This window comes from Pseudomonas sp. DE0010 (genome assembly GCF_007680745.1).
GTDB classification, from domain to species: domain Bacteria; phylum Pseudomonadota; class Gammaproteobacteria; order Pseudomonadales; family Pseudomonadaceae; genus Aquipseudomonas; species Aquipseudomonas parafulva_B.
Genome location: NZ_VEJQ01000001.1, coordinates 181,076 through 201,832 on the forward strand (window position 1 = coordinate 181,076; position 20,757 = coordinate 201,832).

Sequence of the window (20,757 nt, forward strand, 5' to 3'; positions counted from 1 at the left end):
GTAGCAGACTCACCCGCGAAACCGAGTTGGCGCCACGCCACTCCAGCGTACAAAGGCATGACGGAAACTGGCCGTCTCGCTGTACCCCAGCGTTTCGGCAATGCGGTGGATCGGCATGTGCCCGTCGGCGAGCAGTTCCTTGGCCCGTTCGAACTTCAACTCATCGAGCAATTGTTGATAGCTGCTGCCCAACGCCTGCAAATGACGGCGAAGCGTACGGGATGAGCAGTTCATCTGCCGTGCCAGGCCCTCCAGGCCCGGCGCCGCTTCCAGTTGATTGACAAGCAGTTGGCGGACGCGCCCCAACCATGCCTGCCGGCCGGTGAACTCGAGGTTCAGGCGTCGGCATCGCTCTTTCATGGCCTTGTGGGTGATCGGATCGGCCAGGGGAAGTGGCGCGTCTAGCCAGTGCCGCTCGAAGGCAAAGGCATTGTCATGGGAGGCGAAGGTGGTCGGGCACTGGAACATGCGCCTGTAGCACGCGTGGTAATCCGGGCGCAGGTGCTCGAAGCGAGCCCCGAGCAGCGGCAGATCGAGGCCTAGCAAGTCGTCGCAGATGACCTTCAACGACACCATGCAGAATTCGGCGTTGAAAGCGCTGAGCGCAGGGCTGTCCCGATAATCGCTGGCGCTGAGCCAGACACGGTGGCCGTCGTCGACCAGACGCAAGGTAAAAACTGTTCCCAGCAGTGCCGGATACTGCAATGCCAGGCCCAAGGCGTCACCCAAAGTGGCACTGGACAGCAGCGCGTACCCCAGCATGCCGTAGGAAGAGACGCGCATGCGCTGGCCCAATTCCAGGCCGATATCCTCCCGACGTGCCACGGCATTGGCACAGACCTGCAGTTCCTGCTGGGTCGTGATGCGTGCATCGGCATGGCCAAGGTCCGCTGGGCCTATGCCGCTCCCGGCCAGCAGCTCCGAGGCTTCGCAGCCTTGAGCCTGAAAGACGTTGAGAATCAGCGAAACAGCGTTGAGGGTGGTCAGGTGGCTGTGCAGCATGCTGGGTGGTCCCGTAGGTCTGGGACGCATTACCGAGCAAGTTGTATGCCGAGTGCCGTCAATGCCTGCCAACCGGCACCGGGCGGGCAAAAAAAAGCCCGAAGCATGCGCCCGGGCTTAGGAAAGGTTGAGAGGTGTCTAGTCCCTCGACCTGGTGAGACAGTTACAGCGTGCTGGTCAGGCCTTGAGCGGAACCAGACGCGGGGCAATCATGTTTTCCGGGCGCAGGATGTCGTCGAGCATCGCGTCGTCCAGCAGCTTCTCTTCGCGCACCAGTTCAAGCACACCGCGGCCGGTTTCCAGGGCAACGCGAGCGATACGGGTGGCGTTTTCGTAGCCGATATAAGGGTTCAGGGCAGTGACCAGGCCAATCGAATGCTCGACCAGTTCACGGCAGCGCTGTTCGTTGGCGGTGATGCCGACGATGCAATGCTCGCGCAGCATGTCCATGGCGCGTTGCAGCAGGCGAATCGAGTCGAAGATCTTGTAGGCGATCAACGGCTCCATCACGTTCAACTGAAGCTGGCCGCCTTCGGCCGCGACGGTCAGGGCCAGGTCGTTGCCCATGATGGCGAAGGCCACTTGGTTCACGGCTTCAGGAATCACCGGGTTTACCTTGCCTGGCATGATCGAGCTGCCTGGCTGACGAGCCGGCAGGTTGATCTCGTTGATGCCGGTACGTGGGCCGCTGGACAGCAGGCGCAGGTCGTTGCAGATCTTCGACAACTTGACCGCGGTGCGCTTGAGCATGCCGGAGAACAGTACGAAGGCGCCCATGTCGGAGGTGGCTTCGATCAGGTCGGCAGCCGGTACCAGCGGCTGGCCACTGATGGTTGCCAGACGCTGTACGGCCAGAGCTTGGTAGCCCGGGTCGGCGTTGATGCCGGTGCCAATCGCGGTGCCACCCAGGTTGATCTCGGTGAGCAGCTCAGGTGCCAGCGAGCGCAGACGGTTGAGGTCTTCGGTCATGGTGGTGGCAAAGGCGCGGAATTCCTGGCCCAAAGTCATCGGCACGGCGTCCTGCAGCTGGGTACGACCCATCTTCAGTACGTGGTCGAACTCTTTACCTTTGGCAGCGAAGGCCTGGATCAGGCTGTCGAGGCTGGCCAGCAGGGCGTCGTGGCCCAGCAGCAAGCCCAGGCGAATAGCGGTGGGGTAGGCGTCGTTGGTCGACTGCGCCATGTTCACATCGTTGTTGGGGTGCAGGTACTGGTATTCACCCTTCTGGTGACCCATGGCCTCCAACGCAACGTTGGCGATGACTTCGTTGGCGTTCATGTTGGTGGAGGTACCGGCACCCCCTTGAATCATGTCGACCACGAACTGCTCGTGGTAGTCGCCCTTGATCAGACGGGCGCAGGCTGCACTGATGGCAGCGTGCTTGGCATCGCTCAGGTGGCCCAGCTCACGGTTGGCGTCGGCAGCGGCCTGCTTGACCATGGCCAGGGCCACGACCAGCTTGGGGTAGTGCGACAGGGGGACGCCAGAGAGGTGGAAGTTGTTGGCAGCGCGCAGGGTCTGGATGCCGTAGTAGGCATCGGCAGGAACTTCAAGGGTGCCCAACAGATCTTTTTCGACGCGGAACGATGCAGCAGCGGACATGATAAATATCATCTCGAGTTTGACCCGGCACATGCCGGAATGGCGCCAATCCTAGGCCCTAAGGTGTTTTTGCGGCCAATGCTGTTGCACGCTAACCTATGCACAAACGGCATAGTGATAGATGTGACGCCGATTGATTTACGAGCGTGTTCCATTTTGGTGCACGACAGGGGAGCGGCCCAATGAACCTAGAAAGCAAATGGCTGGAGGACTTTAGTGCCCTGGCCTCGACCCGCAGTTTTTCCCAGGCGGCGGAGCGGCGCTTCGTGACGCAGCCGGCCTTCAGCCGGCGGATTCGTAGCCTGGAGGCAGCCTTGGGGCTCACCCTGGTCAACCGTTCCCGCACCCCTATCGAGCTAACAGAGGCGGGCCAGCTGTTTTTGGTAACAGCCCGTACGGTTGTCGACCAACTGAGCGAAATTCTTCGCCATTTGCATCATCTCGAGGGTGGCCAGGGCGAAGTGATTCAAGTGGCGGCCGCGCACTCGCTCGCGTCGGGCTTCTTCCCGCGCTGGGTGGCCCAGCTGCGCAACGATGGGCTGAACATCGCCACCCGGCTTGTTGCCACCAACGTCGGCGATGCAGTGCATGCCTTGAGGGAAGGCGGCTGCGACTTGATGCTAGCGTTCTACGACCCTGATGCAGCCTTGCAGATGGACGCCGAAATCTTTCCCTCGCTGCACATGGGCACCACCGAGATGTTGCCCGTTTGTGCCGTGGATGCCGAAGGCAAACCGTTGTTCACCCTGGAGGGTGAAACCAGCGTGCCATTGTTGGCCTACAGCGCCGGCGCCTTCCTTGGCCGTTCGGTGAACCTGCTGCTGCGCCAGCGCAATCTGCGCTACACCACCGTCTATGAAACCGCCATGGCTGACAGCCTCAAGAGCATGGCCCTGGAGGGGATGGGGGTGGCATGGGTACCGCAACTGTCCATGCGCGGCGAACTGGAGCGTGGAGAACTTGCGATCTGCGGTGGCAGCCAGTGGCACGTGCCGCTGGAAATTCGCCTGTACCGCTGCGCCTTGGTCCGCAAGGCCAACGTGCGCTTGCTGTGGCGCAAACTGGAGTCGACCAGCGTCCAAGGCGAGCCATCAGTTTGAATTGTATTTCAGATAATCCGCGATGGTTGCGCGGTTCTTGTCGCTGTAGCGATAGCAGTTCGAACGAGCGGGCACCCGTGGGTGATTGTAGGTTTCGCATACCCAGCCGTTGAACTTGAGTTCGGCATCTTCGTGGGTGGCGCCCAGCATGTGGCCGATTTCATGGGCGGGAGCGCCATACCCGGCGATTGATGAAATAGCCGTGTTCTGCTTCATGTAGGCAAGTCCAGCGTTGTAGTTCAAACCGCTTCGATCGTAACTGCCGCGGGTTAGCAGCAGGTGTTTGTCCACGAATGAAAAAGGGCCATGCCGCGTTGTTTCATAGACGCCGTCGGTAAACACTTCCAGTATTTGCGACGACGGCATGCCTGCATACGCAATATCGGTGATAAGAGGTACGTTTCGCTGAAAGATCACTTCAATGGGGTGATCGGTAAAACTGCGCATTTCCTTAAGCCAATGCTCAAAGTAGTCGTTGTGCAGTTGAGCGTCCTGCATGTCGGCCAAGTCGTCATGAATATAGACATTGACGGTCAGTGAACGGGCTGCCGAAGCGTTCAATGCCTGCACACTGAACAGAAGGGCAAGCGAGATCGTTGAGAGGCGTGGAAGAGTCATGTGCACCTGCCTGGGTCATTGATTGAAGGCCCTAGCTTTAAGCGTGCAGCGCCCAGGCAGCAGCGGGAAAAACTTGTCCCGCGAGACAGCTTGCCCTTTGATCCGGCATGTGCTTATGGGGGTGGGCGCTCCCTTCATGAATACGCTACAATCCTGCGCCTTCGGCCGACCCGGTCGATTCATAATCCGTATGACAAGCCACGCCGGTCCACCTGCGTGGCTTGTTGCTTTTAGCGCGCCAGAAGGCGCTTGCAGGAGAGGCTCGACGATGAGTGCACTGGTTGGCGTGATCATGGGCTCCAAGTCCGATTGGTCCACCCTTAGCCACACCGCCGATATGCTGGAAAAACTCGGCATTCCCTACGAGGTGAAGGTGGTTTCCGCCCACCGTACGCCGGATCTGCTGTTCCAGTACGCCGAAGAGGCTGACGGCCGGGGCATCGAGGTGATCATCGCCGGTGCCGGTGGTGCGGCCCACTTGCCTGGTATGTGCGCGGCCAAGACCCACCTGCCGGTGCTGGGCGTGCCCGTGCAGTCGTCGATGCTTTCAGGCGTTGATTCGCTGCTGTCGATCGTGCAGATGCCGGCCGGCGTGCCGGTTGCCACGCTGGCCATCGGCCGCGCGGGCGCAATCAATGCCGCGCTGTTGTCGGCCAGCATCCTCGGCGCCAAGCACCCTCAATACCACGCGGCGTTGAAGCAGTTCCGCACGGAACAGACCGACACCGTGCTGGATAACCCAGATCCGCGTCAGGCTTGAGGTTCAACCCATGAAAATCGGTGTAATCGGTGGCGGCCAGCTGGGCCGCATGCTAGCACTGGCGGGTACTCCGCTGGGCATGAACTTCGCCTTCCTCGACCCGGCGCCTGATGCCTGTGCCGCCTCTCTGGGCGAGCACCTGCGCGCAGGCTATAGCGACCAGGAGCAGCTGCGCCAGCTGGCCGACCAGGTTGACCTGGTTACCTTCGAGTTCGAGAGCGTTCCGGCCGAGACCGTGGCTTTTCTTTCGCAGTTCGTGCCGGTGTACCCAAGTGCCGAGGCCCTGCGCATCGCCCGCGACCGCTTGTTCGAGAAAAGCATGTTCCGTGACCTGGGGATCCCCACCCCTGCGTTCGCCGACATCCTGTCGCAGGCAGACCTGGACGCCGCAGTGGCGAGCATCGGTCTGCCAGCGGTGCTCAAGACCCGGACGTTGGGCTACGACGGCAAGGGCCAGAAAGTCCTGCGTACCGCGCAGGACGTGGTCGGCACCTTTGCCGAACTGGGCAACGTGCCGTGCCTGCTCGAAGGCTTCGTACCCTTTACCGGTGAAGTATCGCTGGTCGCTGTCCGGGCCCGCGATGGCGAAACACGGTTCTACCCGCTGGTGCACAACACGCACGACAGCGGCATCCTGCACCTGTCGGTCGCCAGTCAGGCGCACCCGCTGCAAGCGCTGGCTGAAGACTACGTCGGTCGCGTGTTGCAACAACTCGATTATGTCGGGGTCATGGCGTTCGAATTCTTCGAGGTCGACGGCGGGCTCAAGGCCAATGAAATTGCACCGCGCGTGCACAACTCCGGGCACTGGACCATCGAAGGCGCCGAGTGCAGCCAGTTCGAAAACCACGTGCGTGCCATCGCCGGTTTGCCATTGGGTTCCACGGCCAAGGTCGGCGAGAGCGCCATGCTCAACTTCATCGGTGAAGTTCCCCCAGTGGAGCAGGTCGTGGCCATCGACGACTGCCACCTGCACCACTATGGCAAGGCGTTCAAGGCCGGGCGCAAGGTCGGACATGCCACCTTGCGGTGCCAGGACATGGCCACGCTCGAGCACAAGATTGCGCAAGTGCAGGCGCTGATCGGCAACTGATCGAGCGTCAATTCGAACTTCTGCATCCGGCGGGCCCTCTGAAGTGGCAACACGCCAAAGCGCAGCCTAGGCTTTGGCGTGTTCCATCTTTACTGCAAGGGGATTGCCATGGGTATCATCGGAACCATTTTCATCGGCCTCATCGTCGGCCTGCTGGCTCGTTTCATCAAACCGGGCGACGACAGCATGGGCTGGATCATGACCATCCTGCTCGGTATCGCTGGCTCGCTGTTGGCCACCTATGGCGGTCAGGCGCTTGGTATCTATCAGGCAGGTCAGGCAGCCGGCTTCTTTGGTGCACTGGTAGGCGCCATCATCCTCCTGGTGATCTACGGATTCATCAAGAAACGCTGAATACTGGTTAGAATGCCGGCAATTCATCCCGAGTTGCCGAGCATTCCATGCGTGCCTTCTTCATTGCCCTCCTGTTATCGGCCAGTTCCCTGGCCCATGCCGAACTGCCCGAGACCGACTGGCTGGAGCTGATGCCCAAGTCGGACCAGAAGGCGCTCGAGCAGATGCCTGAAATCGACCATAACTCCCCCGAGGCCATGGGCACCTTTACCGCCAAAGGTGGCTTGAAGCAGAGCAAGGGCTTGCCTGCGGTCATGTACTCGACGAAAACCGTGCCCGCCCTGGACGGCAAGGACATTCGCCTGGGCGGCTACCCTGTGCCGCTTGAAAGCGATGCCAAGGGCAATAGCACCCTGTTCTTCCTGGTGCCTTACCCTGGCGCGTGTATCCACGTCCCGCCACCGCCACCTAACCAGCTGGTGTTGGTGCGCTATCCAAAAGGGCTGAAGATCGATGACATCTACGCACCGCTGTGGGTCAGCGGCACGCTGAAGGTGGAAAAGGTCAGCAACGACCTGGCCGACGCGGCCTATGCCTTGGACGCCGCGAAGGTGAGGGTAGTGGTGGACGCCGATCTTTGAGGCGTGTGTGGGACTAGACCTTTGAGATCACTTCACAATCGATCCTGACCCCCAGCGAGCTGCTGGCTCCGGGCTGCAACTGCACCACGTCATCCCATACGTTCGCCGTCTCGATGCACAGCATGCGCTGCCAGCCGTCATCGGCCATGTCCGGTAATTCCTTGGCCCGTGCGGTCCAGGGGTTCCAGATCACCGCTGAACGGGATCGGCTGCTGGTCAGGATGATCCGCCTGCCCCAGGACGGGTCGACGATGCTCAACGTTTGCGGCGTATTCAGATAGATCCGGTCCGTCTCGCCGTTAAACGCCAGCGCGCCCTCCTGATGGCGCTGTTGCCAGTCGGACAGGGTTTCGATGTAAGACAAACCCTCGACACCGTGGACCTCGGCCTGGCGCACATCACTGACTGCAAAATAACTGTGCAAGGCCTGGCTGAGGGTGACCGGGCTATGGCCAAGGTTGCGGCTGGTCAGTTGCAGCGTCAACGCCGCGTCCAGCACGACCACCAGCTTGAGCTCCACAGTGTGCGGCCACCCGGGCAACCCACCTTGCGCTTCGGCCATTTCGAACTCGATCCGCAGGCTTTCGCCCACTTCCTCAAGGCCCAGCAATTGCCAGTCACGCATCCGGACAAGCCCATGGGCTGGCGCGTGTTCAGCGTGGTACATGGACTGCACGGTTTCGGGGTTGCGCTGCAGGTTGCCGAACCAGGGCCAGCACACAGGCGCCCCTGCCCGGACCGACTTCCCCTGGCGGAAAATGGCCTCGTCGCTCAACCAGAGCAATGGCGGCTCGCCAGTGCGCTGGTAGCTGAGGACCTGCGCACCTTGGCGGGCGATCAGTAGTTCGGCGAAGCTGCTGCGGATACGCCAGCAGTGAAGCTCGCCATGTTGCTCGGTCGATACCTGGAAGATAGCCATTGCGTCATCTCATTGGTTGCCAGTGGGCCTTGGACCCGGGCGCAGGCAATGAGTTTACCGCCGGCAGGCCTCAGCGACGAGGGACGGAACGGGTACGGCCGCTGCCATCGATGGCGACGAAGACGAAGACGGCTTCGGTCACCTTGCGCCATTCGCTGGACAGTGGATCGTCGCTCCATACTTCGACCATCATCTGGATGGAGCTGCGTCCGATCTCCAGCGTCTGCGTATAGAAAGACAACTGTGCGCCCACGGCCACCGGTACCAGAAACGCCATGCGATCTATCGCCACGGTGGCAACGCGGCCACCGGCAACACGGCTGGCCATGGCGGTACCTGCCAGGTCCATCTGGGCGACCAGCCAGCCGCCGAAGATATCGCCAAAGCCGTTGGTTTCCCGTGGCAGTGCGGTGATCTGCAGAGCAAGGTCGCCCTGCGGAATTGGATCTTCTTGTTCGAGCTCAATCATGCGGTGGGGGCCTCTGACCCGTGACGCTTTTCTTGGATGCGGCGCTTAGGCCGGTAAACGATTCAGCTGACAACATACTAAGCCGATTCGTATGACGGGACGGCCGTGGGAAATGCTTCGAAACCGTCTGAGTATAGTGACCGGTGTTTTCGCACAATATCCCACGCTAGCAGGACCTATTTCGTACGAAACGCCAGTATATAGAGCATCTACGCGAGCGACGACCATGCGTTCTTGCAGGTCGGTAAGGATTGCGTGTCGCTTTCAGCCGTGTCCGGCAATTTGCTATCTTCGCCTTCGCCTTGAACAAGCCGCATCCCGTGTGGCCTTGCCCTATAAAGAGAATAACCGTGATGACTTCCGCGCCGAGCAGTATCGAGCAGGCCCCGCGGCCGCTGACCCGCAGTGACTACAAGACCCTTTCACTGTCTGCACTGGGCGGTGCGCTGGAGTTCTACGACTTCATCATCTTCGTGTTCTTCGCCACCGTGGTTGGCAAGCTGTTCTTTCCGGCCGACATGCCCGAGTGGCTGCGGTTGATGCAGACGTTCGGCATTTTCGCTGCAGGCTATCTGGCACGGCCCCTGGGCGGCATCATCATGGCGCATTTTGGCGACCTGCTGGGCCGCAAGAAGATGTTCACCCTGAGCATCTTCATGATGGCCTTGCCCACCTTGATCATGGGCCTGTTGCCGACCTACGCGCAGATTGGCCTGTGGGCACCGATCCTGCTGCTTTTGATGCGAGTGATCCAGGGGGCGGCCATCGGCGGGGAAGTGCCAGGCGCCTGGGTATTCGTCTCGGAGCACGTGCCGGCGCGCAATACCGGTTATGCCTGCGGCACGCTCACTGCCGGTTTGACTGCCGGTATTTTGCTGGGCTCGCTGGTCGCGACCTTGATCAACAGCGTCTACAGCGCTGAAGAAGTGGCCAGCTATGCCTGGCGAATCCCGTTCCTGCTGGGCGGCGTGTTCGGTCTGTTTTCGGTTTACCTGCGCCGTTGGCTGCATGAAACCCCGGTGTTCGCAGAAATGCAGCAACGCAAGGCCCTGGCCGAAGGGCTGCCGCTTCGGGCCGTGCTGCGCGATCATCGCGGGCCCATCGTGCTGTCCATGTTGCTGACCTGGGTGCTTTCGGCAGGCATCGTGGTGGTGATTCTCATGACACCAGCCTTGCTGCAGAGCATCTACCACATCAGCCCTACCGACTCGCTCAAGGCCAACAGCCTGGCGATCGTATTGTTAAGCCTGGGTTGCATTGGCGCCGGTAGCCTGGCCGATCGCTTCGGCGCAGGCCGTGTGTTCGTGATCGGCAGCCTGATGTTGCTGGCCAGTTCCTGGGCGCTCTACCACAGCTTGCCCACGCGGCCGGAGCTGTTGTTCCCGTTGTATGCGGTGACCGGCTTGTGCGTGGGCGTGATCGGCGCAGTGCCCTATGTGATGGTCAAGGCATTCCCGGCTGCGGTGCGCTTTAGCGGTTTGTCGTTTTCCTACAACGTTGCCTATGCCATCTTCGGCGGCCTGACGCCGATGGCGGTAACCGGGCTTCTGAAGGTCAGCCCCATGGCGCCCGCTTACTATGTGGCTGTACTGTGCGTGGTCGGCTTTTCGGTAGGTCTGTACTTGCTCGCCAACAAGCGTTGAATCGCCTTCACCACTGACACTTGCTCCCTGCAGGCAGCGCTTCGACCCGATGATGGCATTTCATCCAATTGTCACAATCAAGTCATATCGTGTTCATGCGCGCTGCAGATACTGGCCCCCGTTCCCTCTCAGCACCCCCATTCCAGCTAGGAGCAAGGCATGAAATTGAAGCGTTTGATGGCGGCCCTTACCTTTGCCGCCGCTGGCGTTGCAACCGCCAACGCAGTGGCCGCTGTCGATCCTGCTATCCCGACCTACACCAAGACCACGGGTGTATCGGGCAACCTCTCCAGCGTCGGCTCCGATACCCTCGCGAACCTGATGACCCTGTGGGCCGAGGCTTACAAAAAGGAATACCCGAACGTCAACATCCAGATTCAGGCAGCGGGCTCTTCCACGGCGCCACCGGCGCTGACCGAAGGTACCGCCAACCTCGGCCCCATGAGCCGCAAGATGAAGGATGTCGAATTGCAGGCGTTCGAGCAGAAGTACGGCTATAAACCGACCGCCATCCCGGTTGCGGTCGACGCCCTGGCGGTGTTCGTGCACAAGGACAACCCGATCAAGGGCCTGACCATGGCCCAGGTCGATGCCATCTTCTCCTCGACTCGTTTGTGTGGTGGCAAGGCCGAGATCAAGACCTGGGGCGATGCCGGAGTAACCGGCGACCTCGCCAACAAGCCGATCCAGCTGTTCGGCCGCAACTCGGTGTCCGGCACTTATGGGTACTTCAAGGAAGAAGCCCTGTGCAAAGGGGACTTCAAGCCCAACGTCAATGAGCAACCCGGTTCCGCTTCCGTGGTGCAGTCCATCAGCTCGTCGCTCAATGGCATTGGCTACTCGGGCATCGGCTACAAGACGGCCAGCGTCAGGACCGTGCCGCTGGCCAAGAAAGACGGCGGCGAGTTCGTCGAGGACAACGAGACCAACGCCCTGAACGGCAGCTACCCGCTTTCGCGCTTCCTGTACGTTTACGTCAACAAGGCACCGAACAAGCCGCTGGCCCCGCTGGAGGCCGAATTCGTGAAGCTGGTACTGTCGCAGGCCGGCCAGCAGGTGGTCGTCAAGGATGGCTACATCCCGCTGCCTGCCAAAGTCGTCGACAAGACCCTGGCCGACCTGGGCCTGTCCCACGCCGGCAACGTCGCCAAGCAGTAATCGAACCCTGCAGGGGCAAGCCGTTGGGCTAGCCTCTTCAGCACTCCCAGCCCGGGGCCAGCCTTTACTGTGCTTCGGGCTTTCGTGCGTCACTGCATTGTCATGTTTTTGTCATACGGGACCGCTAGGGTGTGCCCCATGAATGATCTGGCCAACTCCACAATGACCCAAGACTCCCAGCCTGCACGCATCGATTTCAATACCCCGCAGTTGCAGCGCAAGCGCCGCCTGCGTGCGCTCAAGGACCGCCTGACGCGCTGGTACGTGCTGGTAGGCGGGCTGGCAGTGCTGGCTGCGATCACCTTGATCTTCTTTTACCTGGCGTACGTGGTACTGCCGTTGTTCCAGGGCGCCGAGCTTACCAGCAGGCAGGCATTGCAGCCTGCCTGGCTCAAAGAGGAGGCGGGCAAGCCGTTGATGATCGCACTCGAGGAGCAGAACCTGGTTGGCATGCGGGTTTCGGACAAGGGCCAGGTGCTGTTCTTCGATACCAAGACCGGTGCAGCGCTCGAACGCGTCGACTTGCCCATCCCTGCCGGCGTACAGGTGTCTTCGATCGGTACCGACCAGCCAGGCAGCCCGATGGTGATGCTGGGGTTGTCCAATGGCCAGGCGTTGGTGTTCACCCATACCTACAAGATCACCTACCCCGGCAACAAAAAAACCATTACGCCGGCCATCGACTACCCCTATGGCGAACAGCCTTTCGTACTGGATGAGCAGGCGCGGGCGCTGGAGCACGTCAGCGCCAGTGTCAATGGCGACACGTTGTTGCTGGCAGGCTCTACGGGCGCGCACCTGCAGGTCCTCGCGTTGACGCGCAGCGAAAACATGCTGACCGCCGAAGTCACCACCGAGCAGACCCGCATCGAGCTGCCGCAAATGACCGAAACGGTGAAGAACATCTTCATCGATCCGCGCCAGCAGTGGCTGTACGTGATCAACGGTCGCGCCACTGCCGACGTGTTCAGCCTGCGCGACAAGAGCCTCAACGGGCGCTATTCCCTGGCGCAGAGCGCCGATACCGAAGTGACGGCCACTGCCCAGCTGGTAGGCGGCATTTCACTGATCATCGGTGACTCGCACGGTGGGCTGGCCCAGTGGTTCATGGCCCGTGACCCGGACGGGGAGTCTCGTTTCAAGCAGATTCGTACTTTCCAGTTGGGCACCTCGCCCATCGTGCAGATCGACGCCGAGGAGCGTCGCAAGGGCTTCATCGCCCTGGACGCAGAAGGCAAGCTGGGTGTTTTCCACAGCACGGCGCACCGCACCCTCCTGGTCGAGTCCGTGGCCCAGGGCGCGGGTATCCTTGCCCTGTCACCGCGCGCCAACCGCATCATGATCGAAGAGCCCGGCAGGTTGTTGCCATTGAAGCTGCACAACCCCCATCCGGAAGTGTCCTTCAGCGCGCTGTGGGGCAAAGTGTGGTACGAGAATTACGACGCGCCCAAGTACGTGTGGCAGTCGACCGCGTCCAATACCGATTTCGAGCCCAAGCTGAGCCTTTCGCCCCTCACGTTCGGTACCCTCAAGGCGGCCTTCTACGCCATGATCCTGGCCGCGCCGCTGGCCATTGCCGCCGCGATCTATACGGCCTACTTCATGGCCCCTGGCATGCGCCGCAAGGTCAAGCCAGTAATCGAACTGATGGAGGCGATGCCCACGGTCATTCTGGGGTTCTTCGCGGGGCTGTTCCTGGCGCCGTACCTGGAAGGCCATCTGCCAGGGGTCTTCAGCCTTTTCCTGCTCATGCCGGTCGGCATCCTGCTGGCAGGGTTCACCTGGAGCCGGCTGCCTGAATCCATTCGCCTGCGGGTACCGGATGGCTGGGAGGCGGCGATCCTGATCCCGGTCATTCTGCTCACCGGCTGGCTTGCCCTTGGCATGAGCCCACACCTTGAAAGCTGGTTCTTTGGCGGCGACATGCGCCTGTGGATCACCAATGACCTGGGTATCACCTATGACCAGCGCAATGCACTGGTGGTCGGGATCGCGATGGGCTTTGCCGTCATTCCCAACATCTACTCGATAGCCGAGGACGCCGTCTTCAGCGTGCCGCGCAGCCTGACGCTGGGCTCCCTGGCGCTGGGGGCAACGCCTTGGCAGACCCTCACTCGGGTGGTGATCCTGACCGCAAGCCCCGGCATCTTCTCGGCGCTGATGATCGGTATGGGCCGGGCCGTCGGTGAAACCATGATCGTGCTGATGGCCACCGGCAACACACCGGTGATGGAGATGAACCTGTTCGAAGGCATGCGCACGCTGGCTGCCAACGTGGCGGTGGAAATGCCGGAATCCGAAGTCGGGGGCAGCCACTACCGAGTGCTGTTCCTCGCCGCGTTGGTGCTGCTGATGTTCACCTTCGTCATGAACACCTTGGCCGAGCTGATTCGCCAGCGTCTGCGCAAGAAATACTCGTCGCTTTGATAGAAAGGTAGCGATCCGTGAAAAAGGATTCCCTCAAAGGCTGGTTCAAGAGCGGTGCCCCCGGTGTCTGGATGAGCGGCGGCGCCGTGGCCATGGCGGTGATCATGACCGTTGGCCTGCTGGCAGTGATCGCGGTACGCGGCCTGGGGCATTTCTGGCCGGCCGATTTGATCCAGGCCACTTACGCCGTGCCGGGCCAGGCCCAGCAGACGGTCATTGGCGAAGTGGTACAGCAGGAAGAAGTACCGCGTGCGCGCCTCAAGGGCGCCGGCTTGCCAGTGCCTGACCAGGGTCCGGAGTTCATGACGCGCGAATTGATCAAGGTCGGAAACCGGGACCTCAATGGCAGCGACTTCACCTGGGTCGTGGGCGACTGGCTCGTCGATCAGCAGCGCCCCGAGCAGCTGATGGCCCTGGAACGGCGCGAGTGGGGCAACTTCTATGGCTACCTGGTGAGCGTCAAGGAACAAGGCCGGGTGGTGGCAGAAGGCGCAGCGGCCTGGGGTGAGCTGCAAGCGCGGCTGGCCCGGGCCAGCGAGCTCAACAAGACGCTGCAGGCGCTGGAGAAGAAAGACATCGGTGCCATCAACCATGGCCTGGAGCGGTTGCGCCTGCAGGCGCGCAAGCTCGAGCTCGAAGGCAAGCTGGACGCTGCGGCCCAGGCTGACATCGAGGCTGACCGTGCCGAGCTCAACAGCCGCTACACGGCCATCGAAGATCGCCTGTCCACGCTTCACCGGGATTTTGCCCGCGACACGCTGGTCGCGCGCGATGGCAATGGCCGTGAAGTCGAGATCAACCTAAGCAAGGTAGTCCATGCCTTCCAGCCCAACGGCATGTCGACCCTGGCCAAGCTGGGGGCTTACTTTGCCAAGGTGTGGGAGTTTCTCAGCGACGACCCGCGTGAGGCCAACACAGAGGGCGGTATATTCCCGGCTATCTTCGGCACTGTGATGATGACTCTGATCATGGCCGTGATCGTCACGCCCTTTGGCGTGCTGGCAGCGGTCTATTTGCGCGAGTATGCCCGGCAGGGGCCGGTGACGCGCCTGATTCGCATCGCGGTCAACAACCTTGCCGGTGTACCGGCCATCGTCTACGGCGTTTTCGGCTTGGGCTTCTTCGTGTACGTGCTGGGCGGCTCGATCGACCGCCTGTTCTTTGCCGAAGCCTTGCCGGCGCCCACCCTGGGCACGCCGGGCCTGTTGTGGGCGTCACTGACCCTGGCATTGTTGGCGGTGCCGGTAGTGATCGTGGCCACCGAGGAGGGGTTGGCGCGCATTCCGCGCACCCTGCGCGAAGGCTCGCTGGCATTGGGTGCCACCAAGGCCGAAACGCTGTGGAAGATTGTTCTGCCCATGGCCAGCCCGGCCATGATGACCGGCATGATCCTGGCCGTGGCCCGGGCTGCAGGTGAAGTCGCACCGCTGATGCTGGTGGGGGTGGTCAAGCTCGCGCCATCGCTGCCGGTGGATGGCAATTACCCCTACCTGCACCTGGATCAGAAGATCATGCACCTGGGCTTTCACATCTACGACGTAGGCTTCCAGAGCCCGAACGTGGAGGCGGCGCGGCCACTGGTGTACGCCACGGCATTGCTGCTGGTGATGGTCATCGCGACACTGAACCTGTCGGCCGTGTGGATCCGTAACCACCTTCGTGAGAAATACAAGGCGCTCGACAGCTGAGCCAGGCGTCGAACGTTCAAGCGGCGTCGCCGACGCGAAGCGGCCGCTTCGTCCCAACGTGCTACTGGCGGCCATACGCCGGCAGCACCCAATGGAGTGAGACCATGCAGCAACAACCGCCTACCCACGGCATCGACATGTCCGCGCTGGGCCGCAGCAAACAGGGCCTGCGCCTGGCCGAGGAAACGGTCGCCATCGAAGTGCCTGGGCTGAGCCTGTTCTACGGCGACAAGCAGGCCCTGTTCGATGTCAGCATGAATATTCCCAAGCAGCGCGTGACGGCGTTCATTGGCCCCTCCGGGTGCGGCAAGTCCACCTTGCTGCGGACCTTCAACCGCATGAACGACCTGGTCGACGGCTGCCGTGTGCAAGGCGCCGTCAACCTGTACGGGCATGACATCTACCGCAAGGGCGAGGACGTGGCCGAGCTGCGCCGCCGCGTGGGCATGGTGTTCCAGAAACCCAACCCTTTCCCCAAGACCATCTACGAGAACGTGGTCTATGGCCTGCGGATTCAGGGCATCAACAAAAAACGTGTCCTGGACGAGGCCGTCGAGTGGGCCCTCAAGGGCGCGGCGCTGTGGGACGAGGTCAAGGACCGCCTGCACGAGTCGGCGCTGGGTCTGTCCGGTGGGCAGCAGCAGCGCCTGGTCATCGCCCGCACCATTGCGGTCGAGCCCGAGGTACTGTTGCTGGACGAGCCTTGCTCGGCGCTGGACCCGATTTCCACGCTCAAGGTCGAAGAGCTCATCTACGAATTGAAAACCAAGTTCACCATCGTCATCGTGACCCACAACATGCAGCAGGCGGCCCGCGTATCGGATTACACCGCCTTCATGTACATGGGCAAACTGGTGGAATTCGGTGACACCGATACCCTGTTCACCAACCCCGCCAAGAAGCAGACAGAAGACTACATCACTGGCCGGTACGGCTGAAGAAGCACCGCGCACTGCTGCTCGCCGCGTGAAGGCACTCGGCGCAGCGCAGGGGCACGCCTCGAACGACTTGAAGCTCGCAGCCAGCAGCTTCGCGGAGCCACAGCATGATCAACAAAGAAAGCCTGACGCATCATATTTCCCAGCAGTTCAACGCCGAGCTCGAAGAGGTACGCAGCCACCTGCTGGCCATGGGCGGGCTGGTCGAGAAACAGGTCAACGATGCGGTCACTGCGCTGATCGAGGCCGATTCCGGCCTGGCTCAGCAGGTGCGCGAGGTCGACGAGCAGATCAACCAGATGGAGCGCAACATCGACGAGGAATGCCTGCGTATTCTGGCGCGTCGCCAGCCGGCAGCATCAGACCTGCGCCTGATCATCAGTATTTCCAAGTCGGTGATTGACCTTGAACGTATCGGCGACGAGTCGACCAAGATTGCCAGGCGGGCCATCCAGCTCTGCGAGGAGGGTGAATCGCCGCGGGGCTATGTGGAGGTGCGGCACATCGGCGATCAGGTGCGCAACATGGTGCGCGATGCACTCGACGCCTTCGCCCGCTTCGATGCCGACCTGGCCTTGTCAGTGGCTCAATACGACAAGACCATCGACCGTGAGTACAAGACAGCCTTGCGTGAGCTGGTGACCTACATGATGGAAGATCCCCGTTCGATCTCCCGTGTGCTGAGTGTGATTTGGGTCCTGCGTTCGCTGGAGCGGATCGGCGACCATGCACGCAACATCTCCGAACTGGTGATCTACCTGGTGCGCGGCACCGATGTACGCCACATGGGCCTCAAGCGCATGACGGCGGAGGTGCAGGGTCGCGCCAATGCCGAGGGTGAAATACCTAATGTTCCAGCCGAAGCGGACGATAAATAAAGTTCTCTCCGAGCATCGACGCCCGGCTTGTGCCGGGCGTTTTCGTTAGTACGCCTGGAGGTGCCAGAGACCATCGACCGGCTGTAGACGACCCGGCGTGACACAGGTGGTAGCAAGTGGCCAGCAAATGGCAGTAGGCTAGTCGGGTTCAGAAGGAGTATCGATGAGTAAAGTGAATGTGCTGGTGGTGGATGACGCGCCATTTATCCGTGACCTGATCCGTAAGTGCCTGCGCAACGCGTTCCCGGGCATGACCGTGGATGACGCCGTCAACGGTCGCAAGGCCATGACCCTGTTGGGCAAAGAGGCGTTCGACCTGGTGCTGTGCGACTGGGAAATGCCGGAAATGTCGGGCTTGGAGCTGCTCACCTGGTGCCGTCAGCAACCTGAGCTCAAGGGCCTTCAGTTCATCATGGTGACCAGCCGTGGCGACAAGGAAAATGTCATCCAGGCGATTCAGGCCGGCGTGTCGGACTTCGTCGGCAAGCCGTTCACCAACGAGCAGTTGCTGACCAAGGTCAAGAAGGCCCTGGCCAAGATCGGCAAGCTCGACAGCCTGATGAGCCCAGGGCCTGCGCGGGCCAATGCCGCGTTCGCCAACGACTCGCTCAACGCCCTGACCGCTGGACGGCCAGAAGCCGTCAAGGTAGCTGCGCCAGCACCTGTGCCTGCCAAGGCGGCCGCCACCCCTGCCAAGGCCAGCGCAGCGGCACCCGCACCCAGCGGTCGCGGTCAGGGCCAGCTGCGTTTGGCGAGCGGCATGCAAGCCTGCGTGATCAAGGCCTTGAGCTTGAAGGAAGCCCTGCTGGTCGTACGGCGCAGTGAGACACTGCCGCAAGTGCTCGAAGGCGCTGTGCTGAACCTGGAGCAGGGCGAGAACGCGGAAATCGCGCGTTTGAATGGTTACCTGCACGCGGTGGCGGCCTTCGAGCCCAAGCCTGACAGCGACTGGCTGCAATTGACGTTCAAGTTCGTCGATCAAGACGCCCAGAAGCTGGACTACCTGTCCCGCCTGATCGCCCGCGGCACTGCCCAGAAGCATTTCACGCCAGGGGCCTGACGGGCCGCCGCAACAGCGAGCTGGCCAGCAGCATCCGACCAACTGTCATGGTGATCAGGGTGTCTGCTGCTAGGCTTGGACAGGTCCTTCACTGTCAAAAAGCCACCATCATGCATTCACGCCTGCTGCTATGTGCGTTAACCCTGGTCAGCGCCTCTAGCCTGGGCGTGACGCTGCATCCAGTTACCGATGAAACGGGAAGGGTGTCCTATGCGCAGCGACCCGGCCCGGGCATCAAGCCCACGGTCGTGGATGAGTCCACCGTGGAGATCAACGAACACGACGTGCGTCTCAACGCGATCGTGTTCCAGGGCGGCGTGAGCTTCTCGGCCCGCAACGAACTGCCGGTCGCCGTGCAGGTTGAACTGCGCCTGGATAACCTGGTTAACGCGCAGGGTGGCGACGCGCCCCGGACCGTGCGGCGTCTGTTGCCGCCGCGTTCGACCCAAGTGCTCAGCATCGTCCGGGGCCAGCCAGGCAAGCTGCTCAACTACCGCTCCACGCTGCTGCAGGCCATGGGCGACCCCGGCAAGCGCCCACAAGGTTATCGCTATGCGTTTCCATGGGTAGGTGGGCCGTTTCGTGTGAGCCAAGGGCCCAATGGCAGGTTCAGCCACTTCGGGCCCAAGGGGCGCTATGCAATGGATATCGCCATGCCCGAGGGCACCACTATCGTGGCGGCACGCGAAGGGGTAGTGGTGAGCACGCGCAGCGAGCAGAGCGGGCGAGGGGACAATCCCTCGGGCAACTTTGTCCGCATTCTGCACCCTGACGGCACCATGGGGGTGTACCTGCACTTGATGCGCGGGTCGATCGTGGTCGCGTCCGGGCAGCGTGTGCGCCAAGGGCAGGTGTTGGCCAAGTCGGGCAATACCGGCAACAGCACCGGGCCCCATCTACACTTCGTGGTTCAGCGCAACGTGGGGCTGGCGCTCGAATCGATTCCCTATCGGTTCGACCGGCCGATCAGTGGGCTGCCCGACTACACCGCAGGCAACCCCTGATCAGGGCGGGGCAGGGCTTCTATGTGCTCAGTCCAGCTTGAGCACTTTGGCCAGCACGATCTTGGGGCCTTTCATTTTCTTGACGATGATGCGCAGCCCTTCGACCTCGAGCACCTCTTCTTCTTCCGGTACGCGCTTGAGTGTTTCGTAGACCAGGCCGGCCAGTGTCTCTGCCTCGATATGGTCCAGGTCCACGCCCAGCAAGCGCTCGACCTTGAACAGCGGAGTATCGCCGCGCACCAGCAGCTTTCCTGGCTGATAGGCCAGGATGCCGCGCTCGGTCTTGCGGTGTTCGTCCTGGATGTCGCCCACCAGCACTTCCAGTACATCTTCCATGGTCAGGTAACCGATGACCTTGCCATCGGCCTCCTCGACCAGCACGAAGTGCGCACCGCCCTTGCGGAACTGCTCGAGCAATTGGGACAGCGGCATGTGCCTGGAGACGCGCTCCAGTGGGCGAGCCAGGTCTTCCAGGTCAATGGTTTCAGGCAGGTGTTCGAGTTCGGCGAGTTCGAGTAGCAGGTCCTTGATATGCAGCAGGCCCGTGAACTCCTCGCGCTCGGTGTCGTACACCGGGTAGCGGCTGAACTTGTGACGGCGGATCAGGGCCAGTATCTGCTTGAGCGGGGCATGGGCGTCGATGATGACCATGTCTTCGCGAGAGTTGGCCCAGTCCACCACTTCCAGCTCACCCATTTCCACCGCGGACGCCAGCACGCGCATGCCTTGATCGCTTGGGTCCTGGCCGCGGCTGGAGTGCAGGATCAGCTTGAGCTCCTCCCGGCTGTAGTGGTGCTCGTGGTGCGGGCCGGGTTCGCCTTGGCCGGCAATGCGCAGGATCGTGTTGGCGCTGGCATTGAGCAGGTAGATGGCCGGGTACATCAGCCAGTAGAACAGGTACAGCGGTACCGCGGTCCACAGCGACAACAGTTCCGGCTTGCGAATGGCCCACGATTTGGGCGCCAGCTCACCCACCACGATGTGCAGGTATGAGATCACGAAGAAGGCGACGAAGAACGAGACGGCCTTGATCAGCTCAGGGGTATCGACGCCAAAGTAGGCCAGCAGCGGTTCGAGCAAGTGCGCGAAGGCCGGCTCGCCCACCCAGCCCAGCCCCAGCGAGGCCAAGGTGATGCCGAGCTGGCAGGCAGAGAGGTAGGCATCGAGCTGGTTGTGAACCTTGCGCAGGATGCTGCCGCGCCAGCCGTGCTGCTCGGCGATGGCGTCCACGCGGGTTGCGCGCAGCTTGACCATGGCGAACTCGGCGGCAACGAAGAAGCCGTTGAGCAGCACCAGGACCAAAGCAAAAATGATCATGCCGAAATCGGCGAACAGGGAGGTGAGGCTGATACCAGGGGAAGGGTCCATGATGGAGTTTGTACGGGATCCGTCTTGAAGATGAGAAAAGTGCCGGCTCCAGCCGGCGCAAGGGATCAAATGTAGCGGCTAGGGCGGTAAAAGCA

General features: G+C 61.5%; 19 protein-coding genes. 13 read left to right on the forward strand and 6 right to left on the reverse strand.

Annotated elements, in window-relative coordinates; all coding sequences use genetic code 11:
* Positions 1-9 precede the first annotated feature (9 nt).
* Entirely contained in the window at positions 10-1,002 is a 993-nt protein-coding gene (locus FS767_RS00855; RefSeq protein WP_144963890.1) for an AraC family transcriptional regulator, read from the reverse strand.
* A 177-nt stretch (positions 1,003-1,179) separates the two neighbouring features.
* Positions 1,180-2,604: an aspartate ammonia-lyase gene (aspA, locus tag FS767_RS00860; RefSeq protein WP_058602745.1), complete on the reverse strand. Its 1,425-nt coding sequence runs from the start codon at positions 2,602-2,604 to the stop codon at positions 1,180-1,182.
* A 182-nt stretch (positions 2,605-2,786) separates the two neighbouring features.
* On the opposite strand from aspA, the gene FS767_RS00865 reads away from it, so the two are divergent.
* Positions 2,787-3,704, forward strand: coding sequence for a LysR substrate-binding domain-containing protein (locus tag FS767_RS00865; protein WP_144963891.1), 918 nt, complete (start codon positions 2,787-2,789; stop codon positions 3,702-3,704).
* On the opposite strand, the gene FS767_RS00870 is transcribed toward FS767_RS00865, so the two are convergent.
* On the reverse strand, positions 3,696-4,322 hold the full coding sequence (locus FS767_RS00870; RefSeq protein WP_144963892.1) for a hypothetical protein: 627 nt from the start codon (positions 4,320-4,322) through the stop codon (positions 3,696-3,698). The genes FS767_RS00865 and FS767_RS00870 overlap by 9 nt on opposite strands.
* 268 nt (positions 4,323-4,590) lie before the next feature.
* Here FS767_RS00870 and purE point away from each other — a divergent pair, with 268 nt between their 5' ends.
* From purE to FS767_RS00890, 4 genes are all read left to right on the forward strand, one after another.
* On the forward strand, positions 4,591-5,082 hold the full coding sequence (gene purE / locus FS767_RS00875) for a 5-(carboxyamino)imidazole ribonucleotide mutase (protein ID WP_023532690.1): 492 nt from the start codon (positions 4,591-4,593) through the stop codon (positions 5,080-5,082).
* 10 nt (positions 5,083-5,092) lie between these two features.
* Positions 5,093-6,175, forward strand: coding sequence for a 5-(carboxyamino)imidazole ribonucleotide synthase (locus FS767_RS00880; RefSeq protein ID WP_144963893.1), 1,083 nt, complete (start codon positions 5,093-5,095; stop codon positions 6,173-6,175).
* A gap of 108 nt (positions 6,176-6,283) precedes the next feature.
* Complete coding sequence (locus tag FS767_RS00885; protein WP_058602748.1) at positions 6,284-6,529, forward strand: GlsB/YeaQ/YmgE family stress response membrane protein; 246 nt, start codon at positions 6,284-6,286, stop codon at positions 6,527-6,529.
* Between the two features lie 47 nt (positions 6,530-6,576).
* Positions 6,577-7,110: a DUF3299 domain-containing protein gene (locus tag FS767_RS00890; RefSeq protein WP_058602749.1), complete on the forward strand. Its 534-nt coding sequence runs from the start codon at positions 6,577-6,579 to the stop codon at positions 7,108-7,110.
* 13 nt (positions 7,111-7,123) lie between these two features.
* On the opposite strand, the gene FS767_RS00895 is transcribed toward FS767_RS00890, so the two are convergent.
* Positions 7,124-8,029: a D-hexose-6-phosphate mutarotase gene (locus FS767_RS00895; RefSeq protein WP_144963894.1), complete on the reverse strand. Its 906-nt coding sequence runs from the start codon at positions 8,027-8,029 to the stop codon at positions 7,124-7,126.
* 70 nt (positions 8,030-8,099) lie between these two features.
* Positions 8,100-8,498, reverse strand: a complete 399-nt coding sequence (locus tag FS767_RS00900; RefSeq protein ID WP_003253317.1) for an acyl-CoA thioesterase — start codon at positions 8,496-8,498, stop codon at positions 8,100-8,102.
* Positions 8,499-8,851: 353 nt separating this feature from the next.
* Between FS767_RS00900 and FS767_RS00905 the strand changes: the two genes are divergently transcribed.
* From FS767_RS00905 to FS767_RS00940, 8 genes are all read left to right on the forward strand, one after another.
* Positions 8,852-10,141, forward strand: coding sequence for an MFS transporter (locus FS767_RS00905; protein WP_144963967.1), 1,290 nt, complete (start codon positions 8,852-8,854; stop codon positions 10,139-10,141).
* 159 nt (positions 10,142-10,300) lie between these two features.
* On the forward strand, positions 10,301-11,299 hold the full coding sequence (locus FS767_RS00910; protein WP_023532412.1) for a phosphate ABC transporter substrate-binding protein PstS: 999 nt from the start codon (positions 10,301-10,303) through the stop codon (positions 11,297-11,299).
* Between the two features lie 138 nt (positions 11,300-11,437).
* The gene (locus tag FS767_RS00915; RefSeq protein ID WP_144963895.1) at positions 11,438-13,726 is read left to right on the forward strand and encodes an ABC transporter permease subunit; all 2,289 of its coding nucleotides are present in this window, start codon (positions 11,438-11,440) and stop codon (positions 13,724-13,726) included.
* A gap of 71 nt (positions 13,727-13,797) precedes the next feature.
* Positions 13,798-15,414: a phosphate ABC transporter permease PstA gene (gene pstA, locus FS767_RS00920; RefSeq protein WP_178102697.1), complete on the forward strand. Its 1,617-nt coding sequence runs from the start codon at positions 13,798-13,800 to the stop codon at positions 15,412-15,414.
* A 104-nt stretch (positions 15,415-15,518) separates the two neighbouring features.
* Positions 15,519-16,352, forward strand: coding sequence for a phosphate ABC transporter ATP-binding protein PstB (pstB, locus tag FS767_RS00925; RefSeq protein ID WP_058638813.1), 834 nt, complete (start codon positions 15,519-15,521; stop codon positions 16,350-16,352).
* A 107-nt stretch (positions 16,353-16,459) separates the two neighbouring features.
* Positions 16,460-17,230 (forward strand): phosphate signaling complex protein PhoU, encoded by a 771-nt coding sequence (phoU, locus tag FS767_RS00930; RefSeq protein WP_058602755.1) that lies wholly within the window; start codon positions 16,460-16,462, stop codon positions 17,228-17,230.
* Between the two features lie 163 nt (positions 17,231-17,393).
* Positions 17,394-18,290, forward strand: a complete 897-nt coding sequence (locus FS767_RS00935; RefSeq protein WP_144963897.1) for a response regulator — start codon at positions 17,394-17,396, stop codon at positions 18,288-18,290.
* A gap of 110 nt (positions 18,291-18,400) precedes the next feature.
* Positions 18,401-19,294: a M23 family metallopeptidase gene (locus FS767_RS00940; protein WP_058638816.1), complete on the forward strand. Its 894-nt coding sequence runs from the start codon at positions 18,401-18,403 to the stop codon at positions 19,292-19,294.
* A gap of 27 nt (positions 19,295-19,321) precedes the next feature.
* On the opposite strand, the gene FS767_RS00945 is transcribed toward FS767_RS00940, so the two are convergent.
* Positions 19,322-20,662 carry a hemolysin family protein gene (locus tag FS767_RS00945; RefSeq protein ID WP_058602758.1) on the reverse strand — a complete coding sequence of 447 codons (1,341 nt, stop codon included), beginning with the start codon at positions 20,660-20,662 and terminating at the stop codon, positions 19,322-19,324.
* Positions 20,663-20,757: the final 95 nt, after the last annotated feature.